General features: G+C 53.0%; 16 protein-coding genes. 11 read left to right on the top strand and 5 right to left on the bottom strand.

The features are described from left to right. Positions 1–31: 31 nt before the first annotated feature. Complete coding sequence (locus HV346_RS10320; RefSeq protein WP_181623389.1) at positions 32–313, bottom strand: hypothetical protein; 282 nt, start codon at positions 311–313, stop codon at positions 32–34. 197 nt (positions 314–510) lie between these two features. Between HV346_RS10320 and HV346_RS10315 the strand changes: the two genes are divergently transcribed. The 6 genes from HV346_RS10315 (at position 511) to clcB (ending at position 6308) form a co-directional block, all read left to right on the top strand. Beyond that, positions 511–1134 carry a glutathione S-transferase family protein gene (locus tag HV346_RS10315; protein ID WP_181623388.1) on the top strand — a complete coding sequence of 208 codons (624 nt, stop codon included), beginning with the start codon at positions 511–513 and terminating at the stop codon, positions 1132–1134. A gap of 316 nt (positions 1135–1450) precedes the next feature. Further along, positions 1451–2161: an osmoprotectant ABC transporter permease OsmY gene (gene osmY, locus HV346_RS10310; protein ID WP_181623387.1), complete on the top strand. Its 711-nt coding sequence runs from the start codon at positions 1451–1453 to the stop codon at positions 2159–2161. Between the two features lie 18 nt (positions 2162–2179). Further along, on the top strand, positions 2180–3079 hold the full coding sequence (gene osmX, locus HV346_RS10305; RefSeq protein ID WP_181623386.1) for an osmoprotectant ABC transporter substrate-binding protein OsmX: 900 nt from the start codon (positions 2180–2182) through the stop codon (positions 3077–3079). Between the two features lie 9 nt (positions 3080–3088). Further along, on the top strand, positions 3089–3736 hold the full coding sequence (gene osmW, locus HV346_RS10300; RefSeq protein WP_181623385.1) for an osmoprotectant ABC transporter permease OsmW: 648 nt from the start codon (positions 3089–3091) through the stop codon (positions 3734–3736). Then, positions 3736–4884, top strand: a complete 1149-nt coding sequence (gene osmV, locus HV346_RS10295) for an osmoprotectant ABC transporter ATP-binding protein OsmV (RefSeq protein ID WP_181623384.1) — start codon at positions 3736–3738, stop codon at positions 4882–4884. The genes osmW and osmV overlap by 1 nt, the downstream gene beginning before the upstream one ends. A gap of 113 nt (positions 4885–4997) precedes the next feature. Then, on the top strand, positions 4998–6308 hold the full coding sequence (gene clcB / locus HV346_RS10290) for a voltage-gated ClC-type chloride channel ClcB (RefSeq protein WP_181623383.1): 1311 nt from the start codon (positions 4998–5000) through the stop codon (positions 6306–6308). On the opposite strand, the gene bioD is transcribed toward clcB, so the two are convergent. The 3 genes from bioD to HV346_RS10275 all read right to left on the bottom strand — a co-directional run bounded on the left by bioD (position 6243) and on the right by HV346_RS10275 (position 9318). Then, positions 6243–6938, bottom strand: a complete 696-nt coding sequence (gene bioD, locus HV346_RS10285; RefSeq protein WP_181623382.1) for a dethiobiotin synthase — start codon at positions 6936–6938, stop codon at positions 6243–6245. The two genes, clcB and bioD, sit on opposite strands and share 66 nt — an antisense overlap. Before the next feature lie 132 nt (positions 6939–7070). Beyond that, a complete protein-coding gene (mlc, locus tag HV346_RS10280; RefSeq protein ID WP_181623381.1) occupies positions 7071–8291 on the bottom strand; it encodes a sugar metabolism global transcriptional regulator Mlc in 1221 nt (406 codons plus the stop codon). A 121-nt stretch (positions 8292–8412) separates the two neighbouring features. After that, positions 8413–9318, bottom strand: a complete 906-nt coding sequence (locus HV346_RS10275) for a LysR family transcriptional regulator (RefSeq protein WP_181623380.1) — start codon at positions 9316–9318, stop codon at positions 8413–8415. Between the two features lie 121 nt (positions 9319–9439). On the opposite strand from HV346_RS10275, the gene HV346_RS10270 reads away from it, so the two are divergent. The 5 genes from HV346_RS10270 (at position 9440) to HV346_RS10245 (ending at position 15064) form a co-directional block, all read left to right on the top strand. After that, positions 9440–10693: an MFS transporter gene (locus tag HV346_RS10270; RefSeq protein ID WP_181623379.1), complete on the top strand. Its 1254-nt coding sequence runs from the start codon at positions 9440–9442 to the stop codon at positions 10691–10693. A gap of 431 nt (positions 10694–11124) precedes the next feature. Beyond that, positions 11125–12612 carry a carboxypeptidase M32 gene (locus HV346_RS10260; protein WP_181623377.1) on the top strand — a complete coding sequence of 496 codons (1488 nt, stop codon included), beginning with the start codon at positions 11125–11127 and terminating at the stop codon, positions 12610–12612. 160 nt (positions 12613–12772) lie between these two features. Next, a complete protein-coding gene (locus HV346_RS10255) occupies positions 12773–13324 on the top strand; it encodes a thioredoxin fold domain-containing protein (protein WP_239006484.1) in 552 nt (183 codons plus the stop codon). Positions 13325–13501: 177 nt separating this feature from the next. Beyond that, positions 13502–13966 (top strand): acid resistance repetitive basic protein Asr, encoded by a 465-nt coding sequence (gene asr / locus HV346_RS10250; RefSeq protein ID WP_181623375.1) that lies wholly within the window; start codon positions 13502–13504, stop codon positions 13964–13966. A 276-nt stretch (positions 13967–14242) separates the two neighbouring features. Further along, positions 14243–15064, top strand: coding sequence for a serine protease (locus HV346_RS10245; RefSeq protein ID WP_181623374.1), 822 nt, complete (start codon positions 14243–14245; stop codon positions 15062–15064). A 1-nt stretch (position 15065) separates the two neighbouring features. On the opposite strand, the gene HV346_RS10240 is transcribed toward HV346_RS10245, so the two are convergent. Then, complete coding sequence (locus HV346_RS10240) at positions 15066–17228, bottom strand: bifunctional diguanylate cyclase/phosphodiesterase (RefSeq protein WP_181623373.1); 2163 nt, start codon at positions 17226–17228, stop codon at positions 15066–15068. Positions 17229–17232 lie beyond the last annotated feature (4 nt).

The following is a 17232-nucleotide window of genomic DNA, read 5'->3' as shown; positions in this document are numbered from 1 at the left end:
TACGGTGCTCTGGTCACACAGCCCAGCGGCATTATTTCTTATCAGGATCCCAGTAAACCTGAACCCCCGTTATCAGGGTAAAGAACCTGATAGCCGCATCTTTGCCTGCCTCAACGGTTGGGTAAGGTTTTGAAAGATAGACATAACCACGAGAGTGGGTGAAGAAATGGCGATGTTCTGGCTTTGCCTCAACCCCCGTCAGCGCTTTAACCTGATCAAGATTGCAGTGGATGCGATATCCCTTATCCTTGTAATTCTGAAGCGTAAAAACGCCCGTGGTATTGTTTGGCGCAGTACGCGCGAGGTTAGTCATTTTCGGCTCCTGTTTAATGAATATCCGGACTCACTTTACGTTTTTCCTGTACTGATTCTCGTGAGAGAACGCCTGCTATCAGGCAAATGGTGGTTTTTGCGCCTGGTGACAACAACCACAACAAATTTTATACACCCTTTATATAACGCTGGTGTATTGTTTTTAAACAATTAATCCGCCCAAAGGACAACTGCGCAATGCTCACGATTCTCGGCAAAACAACCTCCATAAACGTTCGCAAAGTGCTCTGGACCTGCGAAGAAGCAGGTCTTGAGTATAGACAGGAGGACTACGGCAGCGGTTTTGCCTCAACCCAGACCGATGAATTCCGCGCCATGAACCCCAATGCGATGGTTCCGGTGCTGATTGACGATGAATTTGTGCTGTGGGAGTCCAATTCAATTTGCCGTTATCTGGCACGCAAGGCCGGACGCTACGACCTGTTACCCTCGGAGCCGCAGGCCTGCGCAAACGTCGAACACTGGATGGACTGGCAAGCAACTGAATTTAACAACGCCTGGCGTTATGTTTTCCCGGCCCTGGCACGCAAGAACCCGGACTATAACGATCAAAATGCCATTGCTGCCGGCATTAAAGAGTGGAATCACTGCATCGGTATTGTAGAACAACAGCTCCAGCGAACAGGCGCATGGGCTGCGGGCGATGCTTTTACTCTGGCGGACGTTGTGCTGGGGTTATCGGTGAACCGCTGGAAAATGACCCCCTTTGACCATCCGGACGTACCTGCAATTGATGCATGGTTTGCTCGCCTGAACCTGCGGCCGGCATTTCTTCGTCACGGGAACAACGGAATGGTGTAACTCCCCCACACCATCGAAACAGCACGCTATTTTATCCCCAACACCCGCACTCTGTGAGTGCGGGTGTTCTTGTTCCATGTGACAGCGTCACTTATCAAAGGTGTGTTTAGGACTATTCTGTCTGCCCTCCTTTCAGCCCTTATGCCATAAGGCTTAACCTGATGTTTCCGCTTATTTCATAGGGTTACTGATTTATCTCCTTCTCTGGAACCCTTCCCAATCACTTGCTATAGGTCGTATACCCCTGCCGAAACATGGCATAACAACAGGCAACCCGTGGTTGCTATAACGCATGCGCACAGGGAGACACACCGCAATGCACCCGTTACTTAAACGTACGCTGCTTTTTATCAGCACTCTCGTCGTGATCCTCGCCATCCTCATCTGGGGCATTGGGTTCGAGACAATCAAAGCACGTCAGGTGGACCTCCTCTACCTGGGACAACAGCACCTGATTCTGGTTTTCTCGTCGATGTTCTTTGCGTTACTCATTGGTATTCCTGGCGGGATCCTGTTGAGCCGTCCTGCTGCGAGAGGAAGTGCCGAATACATAATGCAGATCTTTAATGTGGGCAATACGCTTCCGCCGCTGGCCGTACTCGCCCTGGCGATGGTGGTGCTTGGGATTGGCGATAAGCCCGCAATCATTGCTCTGTTCCTTGCATCCCTTCTGCCCATCGTCCGCAACACCTATGCCGGGCTGTGTTCCGTACCCGCGTCACTCCTGGAAGCGGCTAACGGGATCGGGATGACAAAATGGCAACGCCTGCGACAAGTCGAAATTCCCAACGCCTGGCCAGTGATGCTTTCCGGGATCCGCATTGCCACCGCCATCAACGTGGGTACAGCTCCGCTGGCTTTCCTGATTGGGGCCAGCAGTTACGGCGAGCTGATTTTCCCCGGAATCTACCTGAATGACTTCCCGACGCTGATTCTGGGCGCGTCGGCCACTGCGTTGTTCGCCCTGATTCTGGATACGTTGCTGGCCGCTCTCGGCCGCCTGATGAGCCCACATCTCGCGCAATAACAATAATAAGGAGCTTCTATGAGACTGTTTTCAGCCCTGACGGCACTGCTTGCCGCTGCGCTGTTCACCAGCCAGGCACTGGCCGCCCCGCTAATTCTGGCGACCAAGAGCTTTACCGAGCAGCACATCCTGTCGGCCATGACCGTGCAGTATCTGCAAAAGAGAGGTTTTCAGGTTCAACCGCAGACCAACATTGCGACGGTGATCTCCCGTAATGCGATGATCAATAAGCAGATTGATATGACCTGGGAATATACCGGTACATCGTTGATTATCTTTAACCACATCACTAAACGCATGTCGCCGCAGGAGTCCTACGAGACAGTGAAACGCCTGGATGCGAAACACGGTCTGGTGTGGCTCAAACCCGCTGACATGAACAACACGTATGCCTTCGCCATGCAGCGTAAACGCGCTGAAGCAGAGCACATCAACACCATGTCGGAGATGGTGGCAAAGATTGAGCAGATCCGCAAAACCGATCCAGACAACAACTGGTTACTGGGGCTTGACCTTGAGTTTGCCGGCCGTAGTGACGGGATGACGCCACTGCAAAAGGCCTACGATATGACGCTGGACCGCCCGCAGATTCGCCAGATGGACCCCGGACTGGTCTATAACGCAGTGCGGGATGGCTTTGTCGATGCCGGGCTTATCTACACCACCGATGGACGGGTGAAAGGCTTCGATCTGAAAGTGCTGGAAGATGATAAAGGGTTCTTCCCGAGCTATGCCGTCACCCCGGTTGTCCGTCAGGACACGCTGGAGGCGAACCCGGGCCTCGAAGAGGCGCTAAACACGCTCTCCAGCCAGTTAAACAACGATGTCATCACCGAACTGAACAAGAAGGTGGACATTGATCATCAGTCACCGCAGCAGGTCGCCCGTGATTTCCTGCGTAGCAAACAGCTGCTGTAAGGAGGCGCTATGGAGACCGTTCACTACATTTTTGATAACTGGGGTTATCTGTTAACGCTGACGATGCAACATCTGTGGCTGGTGGCGCTCGCCGTCGGGCTGGCCATTGTCATCGGTGTACCGCTGGGGATTTTGATTGTTCGCCACAAATGGCTGGCGACACCGGTACTGGGGATCGCCACCATTGTGCTGACCATTCCCTCCATTGCGCTGTTTGGCTTAATGATCCCACTCTTTTCGCTGATCGGTCAGGGCATCGGAGCTCTGCCCGCCATCACTGCAGTATTTCTCTACTCGCTACTGCCTATCGTGCGTAACACCCATACCGCGCTGGACAATCTGCCGCCAGGCCTGCGTGAAGCAGGACGCGGCATTGGCATGACCTTCTGGCAGCGACTGCGTTGGGTCGAAATCCCGATGGCACTGCCGGTCATTTTCGGCGGTATCCGTACCGCTGTGGTGATGAACATCGGGGTAATGGCAATTGCCGCCGTTATCGGCGCGGGCGGGCTGGGTTTGCTGCTGCTTAATGGTATTGGCGGCAGTGACATCCGTATGTTGATTGCGGGCGCACTGATGATCTGTCTTTTAGCGATTGTGCTCGACTGGTTGCTGCATCGTTTGCAGGTCGTACTGACTCCAAAGGGGATTCGATAATGATAAAACTGGAAAACCTCACCAAGCAATTTTCACAGAAACAGGGCCAGATGCTTAAGGCCGTGGACAACGTTAATCTGAACGTTCCCGAAGGGGAAATGTGCGTGCTACTTGGCCCATCCGGTTGCGGTAAAACCACCACACTGAAGATGATTAACCGCCTGATTACGCCGAGTAGCGGAACCATCCTGATTAACGGGGAAGACACCAGCGCGATGGATACCGTGACGCTTCGCCGAAACATTGGTTACGTGATCCAGCAGATTGGCCTGTTTCCAAACATGACCATTGAAGAGAACATTACTGTTGTGCCTCGCATGCTGGGCTGGGATAAAACCCGCTGTAAAACCCGTGCCGAAGAGCTGATGGATATGGTGGCGATGGATCCGCATAAGTTTCTCAACCGTTACCCGCGCGAAATGTCCGGCGGACAACAGCAACGTATCGGCGTGATCCGCGCTCTGGCTGCCGATCCGCCGGTATTGCTGATGGATGAACCCTTTGGCGCGGTTGACCCAATTAACCGTGAAGTGATCCAGAACCAGTTTCTTGAGATGCAGCGCCAACTGAAAAAGACCGTGATGCTGGTGAGCCATGATATTGACGAAGCGCTGAAGCTGGGCGACCGTATTGCCATCTTCCGTCAGGGACGAATTGTGCAATGTGCCAGCCCGGATGAGCTGCTGGCTAAACCTGCCAACGAATTTGTCGGTTCATTTGTCGGCCAGGACCGGACGCTGAAACGCCTGTTGCTGGTTTCCGCGGGCGATGTCACCGATCAACAGCCTACGATTACGGTGCGCGAAACCACTTCGCTTTCAGAGGCATTCGTCACCATGGATGACCACGATATTCGGGCGATCACCGTGGTCGATGATCACGGCAAGCCGCTGGGCTTTGTCAAACGCCGTGAGGCGCGTAACACGGGTGGTTCATGTGCTGATATTCTTCATCCGTTCCGTATGACCGGTAAAGCCGAAGACAACCTGCGCGTGGTGCTTTCACGTCTTTATGAGAGCAACACCAGCTGGATGCCGATTGTTGACGAGGACGGGCGCTATAACGGCGAAATTTCGCAGGATTACATTGCGGAATACCTGAGTTCCGGCCGTACACGACGGGCACTGAACATTCATAGCGACAGTTAACCGTCATTCCGGGTAGTGGCCATGCCCCTGCCCGGCCTTTTCGCACGCATACCTTTTGCTAACCCCGCGTTTTCACCTCACAATATTGTATCTTCCCTGTTTAATTGCGACCTATGCAGCGTCTTCATGCTTACCCTGACATCCGCGCGATGTTTCGCAGGCTCCTGATTGCCACGTTGACTGGCGTGCTGGCGGCACTGGCCGTCGCCCTGTTTCGCCATGCCATGTATCTGCTTGAGTGGTTATTTCTCAGTAATGAAAGCGGCAGCCTGGTCAATGCCGCCAGTCAGCTTTCCCCCTGGCGACGCATGTTAACACCTGCCCTGGGCGGGCTGGCTGCGGGAATATTGCTCTGGGGCTGGCAACGACTGACCTCGCAACGCCCTCATGCCCCCACCGATTATATGGAAGCGATCGATACGGGCGACGGACAGTTTGACTACGGGGCTTGCCTGGTAAAATCCCTCGCGTCACTGCTGGTGGTAGCCAGTGGGAGCGCCATAGGCCGGGAAGGGGCAATGATCCTGCTTGCCGCGCTTGCGGCCTCTTTTTTTGCTCAGCGCTTTACGCCCAAATCAGAATGGAAACTCTGGATTGCCTGCGGCGCAGCGGCCGGTATGGCCAGCGCTTACCATGCACCGTTAGCCGGAAGCCTGTTTATTGCGGAAATTCTGTTTGGCACACTGATGCTGGCGTCACTGGGTCCGGTAGTGATTGCCGCGGTGGTAGCCCTGCTAACGACACGACTGCTCAGCCCTGGCGCCAGTACGCTTTATGAGGTCCATCTTAGTGAAACGCTTAACGCTCTGGATTATGCCCTGATCGTCGGGACGGGACTGTTAGCCGGTGTATGTGGTCCACTTCTGATGGGGTTGATGGCATTTAGCCATTCGCTGTTTCTGCGCCTCAAACTCTCCCCGCCGTGGCAACTCGCACTTGGCGGGTTAATCGTGGGGCTGCTTTCTCTGCTGACACCGAGGGTCTGGGGGAACGGTTACAGCGTTGTCCAGGCATTTCTTCTCGCTCCACCGCTGTTGTCAGTTATAGCAGGGGTTTTTATCTGTAAGCTGCTGGCCGTCCTTGCCAGTAGCGGCTCGGGCGCACCGGGCGGCGTGTTTACGCCGACACTGTTTGTGGGTATGGCGACGGGAATGTTGTTTGCTCAGATTGTGTCATTGTGGTTCCCGGTTCCGGAAGCAGGGATTTTACTGGGGCTGGCAGGAATGGCAACATTGCTGGCTGCCACAACGCACGCACCGATCATGTCGGCACTGATGGTCTGTGAAATGACCGGGCAGTATTTTTTACTGCCCGGTTTGCTGGTTGCCTGTGTGGTGGCATCCGTGTTGTCGAGAACGTTACGCCACGACTCGATCTACGGAGAGCATGTCGCCGAACACCGAGAGATCGATGTACTGCGCTAAATCACGCTGCTCTGCACGTGGCAAATAAGGCAGTTCACCCACCAGCGGTCCCGGCAGTTTTTTGCTCAATACGTCGATAATTTCAGCGTAATGCGCCAGACCAGGGTTGATACGGTTTGCCACCCAACCAATTAACGGCAAACCGTCATTGGCGATAGCCTGTGCCGTCAGCAGCGCGTGGTTGATGCACCCTTCCTGGATGCCTACAACCATAACGACCGGCAGTTGTTCCTGCACAACCCATTCCGACAATGGGCGTAAGTCGTTCATCAGGCTACGCCAGCCCCCCGTCCCTTCGACCACAACGTGATCAACCTTCTCACTCAGGTGAGCGAGACCATTCGACAACAGGGTGTAATTAATCAGGCCACTGTGCGCCACGCTACTTTCATCTTCGCTTAACGCAATGGGATTAACCGCGTGATACGGTAATTCCAGGGTCGAGACGCTTTGCAGAACCAGCGCGTCTTTATTGCGCAGGCCTTCTGGCGTCTCTTTACTGCCTTTTGCGACGGGTTTGTACCCTGCAACACGTTTACCGCTGGCCGCCAAGGCTTGCAGCAACGCGCGGGATACAACGGTTTTCCCGACAGAAGTATCAGTACCCGTTACAAAGAAACGCTTAAGCATCACTCACTCCACCTCTTGGGTATATGCTTTGAAAATATAAACCAAGTAAATAATTCAGTGGGGGAAGTCTAAAGTATGGATGCGCCACCCGGCTTGAGATAGCGCAAGATTTCTTACATCTGTGGAAAAGAGTTAACCCTGCAACAAGCGAATCAGTAATGATCCGTTATACATTGCATCTTTCACCAGCGCAGCGCCTGCCATGGTTCCCTGGTTGGAAAACTGGGTGCTTTCTACCACGATGTTCTTGCTGTAGGCGGGAAGCGACTGTTGGCGGATACAATCTGAGATCGCCGGAAACAGGATATCGGCAGCCTGACTGAGCGGCGAACCTATCAGAATTTTTTGAGGATTAAACAAATTCACCATGATGGCGAGGATACGCCCAACGTTGTTACCGACACCCGTAATGATGTCTTTGGCCAGCAGATCGCCCTGCTTTGCCGCCGCACACAGGGAATCAACCGTTAGCGGTTGGCCATGCAGCGTGGAACTCATCGACTGACTGAGCCGTACCTGTGCCAGTTCGAGCACACTTTCAACACTGGCGATGGTTTCCAGGCAGCCATGATTCCCGCAGTAGCAGCGTTTACCATAAGGATCGACCTGAGTATGGCCGATCTCCACCAGGCTGCTGCTGCCAGCATGAAGCAAACGACCATCCGTAATCACCCCGGCGCCTACGTTGTGATCAATGACAACCTGAATCACGTCCCGCGCACCGCGCGATGCGCCAAACAGCGCCTCCGCCATCGTCCAGGCACTGATATCATGCTGAATATAGACCGGCACACCAGTATGATTTTCCAGTACATCACCCAAAGGCATCTCTTTGACGCCATCGTAAAACGGCATTCGGTGCACAATGCCATTCTCAGTGTCAATAATACCCGGCATGGTGATAGCTATTGCTGTTAAGCGTTCAAGCCGTTGCTGATGGCGAATAAAGAAGTGATCGATATGGGAGAGAATAGACTCCAGGAGAGGTTGCTCTGCATCAAGTGGCAGTTCCAGACGGTCTTCAACCACCAGTTTGCTGCTCAGATCCCGCAATGCGAGAAAAATTTCCCCACGGCTGATCCGTAGCGACAGGTAGTGCCACGCTTCTGTTTCGACAACCAGACCCACCGCCGGACGGCCACGGCTGCCCGGCTCCTGAATTTCCGTTTCCTGAACCAGGTGCGCTTCCAGCATTTCGCGAACAATCTTGGTAATACTGGCAGGCGCCAGTTGTGCCAGGCGCGAAAGATCGATACGCGAAACCGGACCAAGCTGATCAATCAGGCGATAAACCGCACCCGCATTTGTCTGCTTGATCTGATCAATATGCCCTGGCTGACTATCAGCAACCACCTCGTACTCCCTTATTTTCGAGCTTCGAAATAAACTGTGGACTATGGTGAAGCACTTCACAGGCAGTCGTCAAATATTTACTTAGCCATGTGATTTACCGCACATTTTTACCCACTTTTCCCTATAAATAACGCCCACGAGCGGCTGTCATCAACTGCGTTTTGAAACGCTGTGCCGCATGACTCTGTTCCCGATGTTTTGACCACACCAGCCACATCTCAGACACTGCATCTTTTTCTTTGATAGATACCCAGCGCATTTCGCGTAATTGCACCCGCTGAAAAGAGGCCGGAAGAATTGAAACGCCAAGACCCGCAGCCACCAGGCCGATAATGGTCATCGCCTCCCCGACCTCTTGCGTAATCACCGGAGACAGACCATAGCGACGCATCATGCCAAGAATGTCGTCATATAATCCGGTTCCCACCTGCGGGTCAAAAAAGACAAACGGCTCCTGCGCCAGTTCCGCCAGCGTGACTACCGGGTGAGAGGCCAGCGGATGATCGTGTGGGATCATCGCCATTAGCGGTTCACGCAAGATAACCTGCCACGTTAGCGTCTCCGGCAGTTGCGTATTACGCATCAACCCGAGGTCCAGCGCCCCCTCGTTTAGCGGCGCGATCTGCTCACGAGTGTTTATTTCACGGGTCTGAATATGCACATCAGGGAAATCACGCCGAAACGAGGAGAGCGTTTCAGAAACCGCGCTGATAAAGGGGGCAGATGAGGTAAACCCAATCCGCAGTTCACCGGTTTCCCCCAGGTAGAGCCGCTCTGCTCTCGCCGCCGCCTCTTCCACCATGCCCAGGATCTGTCGGCTATCGGCAAGAAACTGTTTTCCCGCCGCCGTCAGGCTGACGCTACGGTTGGTTCGCGCAAGTAAACGCGCCCCCACCTGTTGTTCCAGGATCTGAATTTGCTGGCTCAGCGGGGGTTGTGAAATATTCAGGCGCGCCGCAGCCCGGCCAAAATGTAACTCTTCCGCCACTGCAACAAAGTAGCGCAAATGACGCAGCTCGATATTCATATCTTTAAAGTATCATTTGAGATTATTAATATATTAGACAGAATATTTACATTTTCCTACCCTAATCTCGTGGTCATACCCGTCACCCGAAATCACGGGGATGTTTAAGCAAGGAATCAGTGTGAGTCGTACAACTACCATCGATACCGCTCCGGCAAGCGATATTGATGTTTTACCCGCAAGATCTCAGCCAGTTCAGTTCATTAAACGTGGTACTCCCCCATTTATGCGCGTCACTCTGGCGCTCTTCTCCGCCGGGCTGGCAACGTTTGCCCTGCTGTATTGCGTTCAGCCTATTCTGCCTGTTTTATCTCATGAGTTTGGTGTATCGCCTGCGAGCAGCAGTATTTCACTTTCCATTTCCACCGGGATGCTGGCGGTCGGTTTGTTGTTTACCGGGCCGCTCTCCGATGCGATTGGTCGCAAACAGGTGATGGTCACCGCACTTATGCTGGCGTCTGTCTGTACATTACTCTCCACCATGATGACCAGTTGGCACGGCATCCTGATCATGCGCGCATTGATCGGGTTATCACTCAGCGGCGTGGCCGCCGTTGGGATGACCTACCTCAGCGAAGAGATCCACCCCAGCTTTGTCGCCTTCTCGATGGGGTTGTACATCAGCGGGAACTCCATCGGCGGCATGAGCGGGCGTCTCTTAAGCGGTGTGTTTACCGACATCTTCAACTGGCGAATAGCGCTGGCGGTGATTGGCTGTTTCGCCCTCGCCTCTGCGTTGATGTTCTGGAGGATCCTCCCTGAATCCCGCCACTTTCGTCCCACGTCCCTGCGCCCGAAAACCTTGTTTATCAATTTTCGACTGCACTGGCGTGACAAAGGGCTGCCGCTGCTGTTCCTGGCGGGCTTCCTGCTGATGGGCTCTTTTGTGACGCTGTTTAACTACATTGGCTATCGTCTGATGCTCTCTCCGTGGCATCTGAGCCAGGCTTTTGTCGGCCTGCTTTCTGTCGCCTATCTCACCGGGACCTGGAGTTCGCCAAAAGCCGGGGCCATGACTGCACGCTTTGGCCGTGGGCCGGTCATGCTGGTGTCGACGGGCGTCATGCTGGTTGGTTTGCTGATGACACTTTTCTCATCCTTGTGGCTTATTTTTGCCGGAATGTTGCTGTTCTCCGCAGGCTTTTTCGCCGCCCATTCGGTTGCCAGTAGCTGGATCGGCCCACGCGCACGTCGTGCTAAAGGCCAGGCCTCATCCCTGTATTTGTTCAGTTATTACCTGGGTTCAAGTATCGCCGGGACACTCGGCGGCGTTTTCTGGCATAACTATGGCTGGAACGGTGTCGGGGGATTCATTGCACTGATGCTGTGCGCGGCGTTGCTGGTTGGGAGAAGTCTTCATCGACGCTTAAAATAGCGACACGTTATTCTGGCCCCGTAGCAATGAGAAAAGTACGGGGCTTTTTCATATCTGGATGCAGATGACTTTTTGTCGGATTGGTTCACACATTTTCGTCTCAAATGTTCGCACTTTGATGGCAGAAACTCCATTGAGTCTGAATCCCCCTTCTGGCAAAAGAGACCTTCACCAGAGCCAGCAATAAAACCGTTGATCGTTGCCATAATTATCGAATCTGCAAAAGTGGGCCAATGTTTATATGGCTGACAGATCAGGGGCAATTATTCCTCCCTTGTGTCACATCCCTCTTCAGCTAATGGTCGACTCCCTTCTCTCCCGTCGTCTTCCACGCCCTCATCAGAAATTAGCCAGTGCATCAAAAGTGCATTAATCCACCCTAAATCACGTTACACTCCGGGAGCACATCCAACCTAACGAGAACAAGAACTATGCAGAAAAACGCTTCTTATCAGGCACTCACCCGCACCTTCCAGCGTCTCTCCCGCTTCTCACATCTCTCTTCCATCGCCAGTTGGGATATGTTCACCATGATGCCGCCAGGCGGCAGTGCCGCGCGCGGTGAAGCACTGGCTGAAATGAGCGTATTACAGCACCAGATCCTGACCGATAAAAAAGTGGGTGAATGGCTGGCAGCCGCTGAAAGCGAAGATCTGAATGATCTTGAACAGGCTAATCTGCGGGAAATGACGCGCCATTATCAGCAAGCGTCTTTGCTGCCCGAATCGCTGGTGGAAGCAAAATCTCTGGCGGGCAGCAAGTGCGAGCACGCCTGGCGTACACAACGTCCTGCGAATGACTGGCAAGGATTTTCCACCAACCTGAAAGAGGTGGTCAAACACAGCCGGGAAGAGGCCCGCTTGCGCGCCGAAGCCAAAGGCTGCTCGCCTTATGACGCGCTGCTGGATATTTTTGAACCGGATATGACCAGCGATCGCCTTGATGTGCTGTTTGGCGACATGAAATCCTGGCTACCGGATCTGCTTGCGAACGTGGTAGAAAAACAGTCTCAGCACGCCTTCGTGCCACCGCAAGGTCCCTTCCCAACCGCCATTCAGCGCGAGCTGGGACTGGAAGCAATGAAAATGCTTGGCTTCGATTTTAATGCTGGTCGCCTGGATGTCAGTGCGCATCCGTTCTGTGGCGGCGTACCGGAAGATGTACGAATTACCACGCGTTACGATGAGGACGAACTGCTGAGTGCTCTGTTTGGCGTGATTCATGAAACAGGTCACGCCCGCTATGAGCAAAATCTGCCGAAAGCCTGGGCCGGGCAACCTGTCGCCCAGGCACGTTCAACGGCGATCCACGAATCCCAGAGTTTGTTCTTTGAGATGCAACTGGGCCGCAGCAACGCGTTCCTAAAACACCTGTTGCCTGCCGTTCATGCCCGTTTCGGTAGCCAGGCGGCGTTTAGCGAAGAGAATTTTATCGCCTGGAACCAGCGCGTGAAGCCGGGTTACATCCGCGTCGATGCCGATGAGGTAAGCTATCCGGCACATGTTGTGCTGCGCTATGAGATTGAGCGTTCGCTGATTAATGGCGAAATCGAGGTGGAGGATATTCCGGCCTTGTGGGATGAGAAAATGCAGGCCTGGCTCGGGTTGTCCACTAAAGATAACTACCGCAACGGCTGCATGCAGGATATCCACTGGACCGACGGCGGCTTTGGATACTTCCCGTCGTACACGCTGGGTGCAATGTATGCCGCACAGCTTTTCCATGCGGCGAAAACCGCGCTGCCAGGCTTACACGCATCTATTGCTGGCGGTGACTTCTCTGCCTTGTTTGACTGGCTGCGCCAGAACATCTGGCAGCATGGCAGCCGCTTCACGACCTCACAGCTGATCACCCAGGCCACGGGTGAAGATCTCAATATCCGCTATTTCCGTGAACACCTGACGTCACGTTATCTGTAATAAATACCGCCGGGGCAAGCTCCGGCGGTTTCACACGTTAGTCAGTCAGAAAATGATTTCGCACATATCGTTATCAGCCACTTTATGTATTAAGTAATGCCCTGGTCACACAATATGTAGCTAACAGACCAGACATTAAAAATAGATAAAGGGATGAATGATGAAAGGCATGATGAAGACCATTGCGTCGGCAATACTGTGTACGATGAGTTTGAGTTCATTCGCAACGCAGCCCCCTGTCACGGATAACACACCGAAAGAAGCGTATGACGATATCACCCGCTCTCTGTCTGATCTCCACCCCATAACGTTTCAGGCTCCCGCTGAAAAGTACAAGCTTCTGGTCTTTATTGATAACCAGTGCGGCTACTGCAGTGACGTAGTGAAAAATGTTAAGCAGTACACAGATGCAGGCCTGACGATGTCGTTTCTGACCGTCGCGCCCGGCGCTATTCGCGATTCGGTGATTGAAGATATGGGCAGAGTCTGGTGTTCTGCGGATAAGGTGAAAAGCCTGCAAAGTGCGATGGCGGGATTTTTACCTGATAATGACACAACTCCGGCCTGTTCCGACCTGGTCACGCGGCAATCAGCCCTTGCAGACAGGCTCGGCATTACGGTAACTCCCGTTATGGTTGTCATTGAGCCATCATCGCGGACGATTGTGGGCAGTCAGTCTCCGGAACACATACTCGCGTCACTGAAGAAGTAACTGTCTGGCATACGGGCGTGCCTGTAATAGCCCGTTCGTATGCTGTCCCACCGCCTTTGTACATTCCGTTACACGCCGATACCAATCACTCACGGAAACCCCGGATTTACAGGGATATAGTTATTTCAACGGCCCCGCAGTGGGGTTAAATGAAAAACCAAATTCGAGGGTATGAGAATGAATAAAGTATTAGCTCTGGTTGTTGCCGCTGCTATGGGTCTGTCTTCCGCTGCATTCGCTGCTGAAACTACCGCGACCGCAACACCTGCTGCTGCGCCAGCTGCAACCACTACCGCTGCGCCAGCAAAAGCGGTTCACCATAAGAAACATCATAAAGCAGCAGTGAAAAAAGAAGCCGCTGCTCCAGCAACCGCAGCACCAACTGAGCAGAAAGCTCAGGCGGCTAAAAAGCACCACAAAAAAGCCGCTAAACCCGCTGTAGAGCAGAAAGCTCAGGCGGCTAAAAAGCATCACAAAAAAGCGGCTAAACCTGCTGTAGAGCAGAAAGCTCAGGCGGCTAAAAAGCACCACAAAAAAGCGACTAAACCCGCTGTAGCTCAGAAAGCTCAGGCTGCTAAAAAACACCACAAAAAAGCAGTGAAACACGAAGCTGCTAAACCAGCTGCACAGCCAGCTGCATAAGATACATGCATAACCGTGCCCTTCGGGGCACGTTAGTAAACCGGCGCTGAACCGGAAAAGGATCAGCGCCGTTTTTTTATCCGGAGGGCGTATGCTGCGACGCTATCGGTTTGAGCTCATCCTTATATTACTTATTTTGTGCGCGCTCATCGCAAGCCACTTTTATCTTTCCTGAATGTAGCACGCTGATTTTACTCCCACTTTAACGCTGTCCCGTCTATAGTATTTTCACAGGGTTCACTTTTAATAATCATAATTACCCCACCAGAGTGTGATATGCGTAAATCTGTTGTGTTGTTAATGGGAACGGTTGCTCTCTTTTCTGGCGTTTCACATGCGGACGATAGCGGTGATGACACCCTTTCCGCCAAAGATGTAAAAACGTTGTTTTTCGGTCATGACGACCGGACGCGTGTCTCCGATCCTACTCAGCCACCCTGGGATGCCATCGGGCAACTGGAAACCGCCAGCGGCAACTTATGCACAGCGACCTTAATTACCCCCCAACTGGCACTTACGGCAGGCCACTGTTTGTTAACGCCGCCAAATGGCAAACCGGATAAAGCCATCGCGTTACGTTTTGTATCGCAAAAAGGGGTATGGCGTTATGAAATCCACGGTATTGAAGGCCGCGTAGACCCGTCACTGGGTAAACGTTTAAAACCCGATGGCGACGGCTGGATTGTCCCACCGGCTGCTGCATCGTGGGATTTTGGTCTGATCGTATTGCGTTATCCGCCGTCAGGTATTACACCACTGCCCTTGTTTGACGGCGATAAAGCCGCGCTGACGGCCGCACTGAAAACAGCCGATCGAAAAGTGACGCAGTCAGGCTACCCGGTGGATCATCTTGACACGCTCTACACGCACAACGACTGTGTTGTTACGGGCTGGGCACAAAACAGTGTGTTATCGCACCAGTGCGATACGCTCCCCGGTGACAGTGGCTCGCCACTGATGTTAAAAACCGACAGCGGCTGGCAGTTGATTGGTGTGCAGAGTTCAGCCCCCGCCGCCAAAGACAGATGGCGTGCAGATAACCGCGCATTGTCCGTGACCGGTTTTCGCGACAGGCTGGAAGCGTTGGCGCAACAATAACTCAGCACTGTCTTACCTGACGTAATTCGATAATTGCCTCGATAGGCATCGGCTGGCTGAACCAGAAGCCCTGCAACTGATCGCAGCCAGCCAGCCTGAGCAATTTCATCTGTTTTTCGTTTTCCACCCCTTCAGCCACAACCGCCATGCCCAGTGCATTCGCGATCCGCACGGTTCCACTCACCAGTGCTGCCGCCTGCTCATCGTTATCCACGAGCCCAGCCAGCGATTTGTCTATTTTGATGGTGTCAAAGTTAAAGCGCCGCAAATAGCCAATGCTCGAATACCCCGTGCCAAAGTCGTCCAGTGCCACTGCTGTGCCTAACGCTTTAAGATTGACGATTGCCGTCCTTGCGCGTTCCGGATTTTCCAGTACATAGGTTTCTGTTACTTCCAGTTGCAGGCGTTTAGCGGGGAAACGGGTCATCTCCAGTACTTTTGCGACCTTATCTTCAAATTCGGGATCGCGGAATTGCGCCGGGGAGATATTCACTGACAGTTTCAGATCGTTGAAAGGCTCTAGATCCTGACACGCGCGATGCAGGACGAATTGCCCGAGCTTGTAGATCAAACCGCTTGTCTCGGCAATGGAAATAAAGGTATCTGGCCCAAGTTCGCCTGCCGGGCGACGCGGCCAGCGGACAAGGGCTTCTACGCTGGTCATTTTCTGGCTACGTGCATCAATGATGGGCTGATACCAGACGTCAAACTCATTGCGTTCAAGTCCATTGCGGATCTGATTTTCTATCGCCAGTTGCCATTCACGCGCGCTGTTCAGCTCGGCGTCATAATGGGTAATACGCCCTTTTCCGGTAATTTTGGAGTGATACATCGCGATATCTGCCCGGCGGAACAATTCAGAGCTGGTGCATTCAATCAGGGTTCCGCTGGCAATGCCGATACTGGCTCCAATATGAATCGTGCGATCGCCCAGACGAATGGGCGTATTGAGAAAATCAAGCACCGACCCGGCAAAAGCCGCGGCCAGCGCTTCAGCACGATCGCCTCCAATGGTCATTGCAAACTCATCTCCCCCCATACGCGCCAGCATCCCTCCTGGCGGAACCCGCTCGCGCAGCGTTTTGGCAATGGCGATGATCAAATCATCACCAACGCTGTGACCATAGATATCATTCACATCTTTAAAACCATCAAGATCGATAAAGACCACGCTTTTAACATCAATATCTCCGCGCAAGCTCACCTTATCCAGGGACTCAATCAGCGCACGTCGGTTTGGCAGGTGGCTTAGCCAGTCGGTTCTTGCCACCAGCCGGGCCTGACTTTCTCCTCTCGCAAGCTTGTACAACCCAACGCTGCTCAGCAGAATAAACAGTAAGATCAGGGCTGCCGCCAGAATGACGATCTGTGTAATTTCTGACGATGCCGCATGAGCTGCCTGTGCGCCAGGCAGACGCGCTTGCCAGTTCAGGTAACCCAGTAACTCTCCCGCTGAACTTCGAAGCGGCATGCTCGTATCGTTAATTTTGTCCGGGGTATAGTTCAGATTATCGATTTGAAACGTCGCGCCCAGATCGGAGAGTATCTGGGGGTTGAGATGACGTGTAATCACCAGATATCGACGTGTATCATCATTGACCTTCAGAGGCCCGACCATTGGCCGAACAAGCCCAATGCCAATGAACGCCACACCATTGCGGGTTCTGGTGATCCCGGCATAGATAGTCTTATCGCTGGGTAACGCGCGGGTGTGCTGGCTGATCAACGCTTTCAGGCCATTGCCAAAAAAATCGAGACTTTTTTCGGTAAAGGGTTTGCTCCGGAACGAGCCCCACAGCACGTTGAAATGTTGATCCAGTACAAATGTGCCATCGTAGAGATTATTGATCTTAAAACCCGCTCCCCATGTGTTATACAACCATTCGGTGTTGATATCGGGTTTGTAAACCTCCCGAACGGCGTCATCCCAGACGGCATTATCGATAACCAGTGACGAGACGCGGTTTACGGAAGTCTGGATAGCACCCTGAACCGAGAGCGCGGAGCGGTGCTCATCAATTTCATTGGTTTTGGTGCTGATAAGATGAAGCGAAAGATAAAGCAGTGCGACAACCGAAACGATTAAGCCGATCCCGGCCATAAATATCATGACAAACAGGGTTTTTGCCGTAGGAATATTACGCCAGCTTAATGTGTAATACATTCGC

Origin of the sequence: Enterobacter sp. RHBSTW-00994, assembly GCF_013782625.1 — a bacterium.
Lineage (GTDB): Bacteria > Pseudomonadota > Gammaproteobacteria > Enterobacterales > Enterobacteriaceae > Enterobacter.
This window is presented reverse-complemented; position numbering and strand designations above follow the sequence as displayed.

What these genes read in the sequence shown, in the direction of transcription:
- HV346_RS10255 (WP_239006484.1), top strand. Translation starts at nt 12,773, where the DNA reads ATGAAAGGCATGATGAAGACCATTGCGTCGGCAATACTGTGTACGATG.
- bioD (WP_181623382.1), bottom strand. Translation starts at nt 6,938, where the DNA reads ATGCTTAAGCGTTTCTTTGTAACGGGTACTGATACTTCTGTCGGGAAA.
- HV346_RS10275 (WP_181623380.1), bottom strand. Translation starts at nt 9,318, where the DNA reads ATGAATATCGAGCTGCGTCATTTGCGCTACTTTGTTGCAGTGGCGGAA.
- HV346_RS10315 (WP_181623388.1), top strand. Translation starts at nt 511, where the DNA reads ATGCTCACGATTCTCGGCAAAACAACCTCCATAAACGTTCGCAAAGTG.
- clcB (WP_181623383.1), top strand. Translation starts at nt 4,998, where the DNA reads ATGCAGCGTCTTCATGCTTACCCTGACATCCGCGCGATGTTTCGCAGG.
- osmY (WP_181623387.1), top strand. Translation starts at nt 1,451, where the DNA reads ATGCACCCGTTACTTAAACGTACGCTGCTTTTTATCAGCACTCTCGTC.
- HV346_RS10240 (WP_181623373.1), bottom strand. Translation starts at nt 17,228, where the DNA reads ATGTATTACACATTAAGCTGGCGTAATATTCCTACGGCAAAAACCCTG.
- HV346_RS10260 (WP_181623377.1), top strand. Translation starts at nt 11,125, where the DNA reads ATGCAGAAAAACGCTTCTTATCAGGCACTCACCCGCACCTTCCAGCGT.
- osmX (WP_181623386.1), top strand. Translation starts at nt 2,180, where the DNA reads ATGAGACTGTTTTCAGCCCTGACGGCACTGCTTGCCGCTGCGCTGTTC.
- asr (WP_181623375.1), top strand. Translation starts at nt 13,502, where the DNA reads ATGAATAAAGTATTAGCTCTGGTTGTTGCCGCTGCTATGGGTCTGTCT.
- osmV (WP_181623384.1), top strand. Translation starts at nt 3,736, where the DNA reads ATGATAAAACTGGAAAACCTCACCAAGCAATTTTCACAGAAACAGGGC.
- HV346_RS10320 (WP_181623389.1), bottom strand. Translation starts at nt 313, where the DNA reads ATGACTAACCTCGCGCGTACTGCGCCAAACAATACCACGGGCGTTTTT.
- HV346_RS10245 (WP_181623374.1), top strand. Translation starts at nt 14,243, where the DNA reads ATGCGTAAATCTGTTGTGTTGTTAATGGGAACGGTTGCTCTCTTTTCT.
- osmW (WP_181623385.1), top strand. Translation starts at nt 3,089, where the DNA reads ATGGAGACCGTTCACTACATTTTTGATAACTGGGGTTATCTGTTAACG.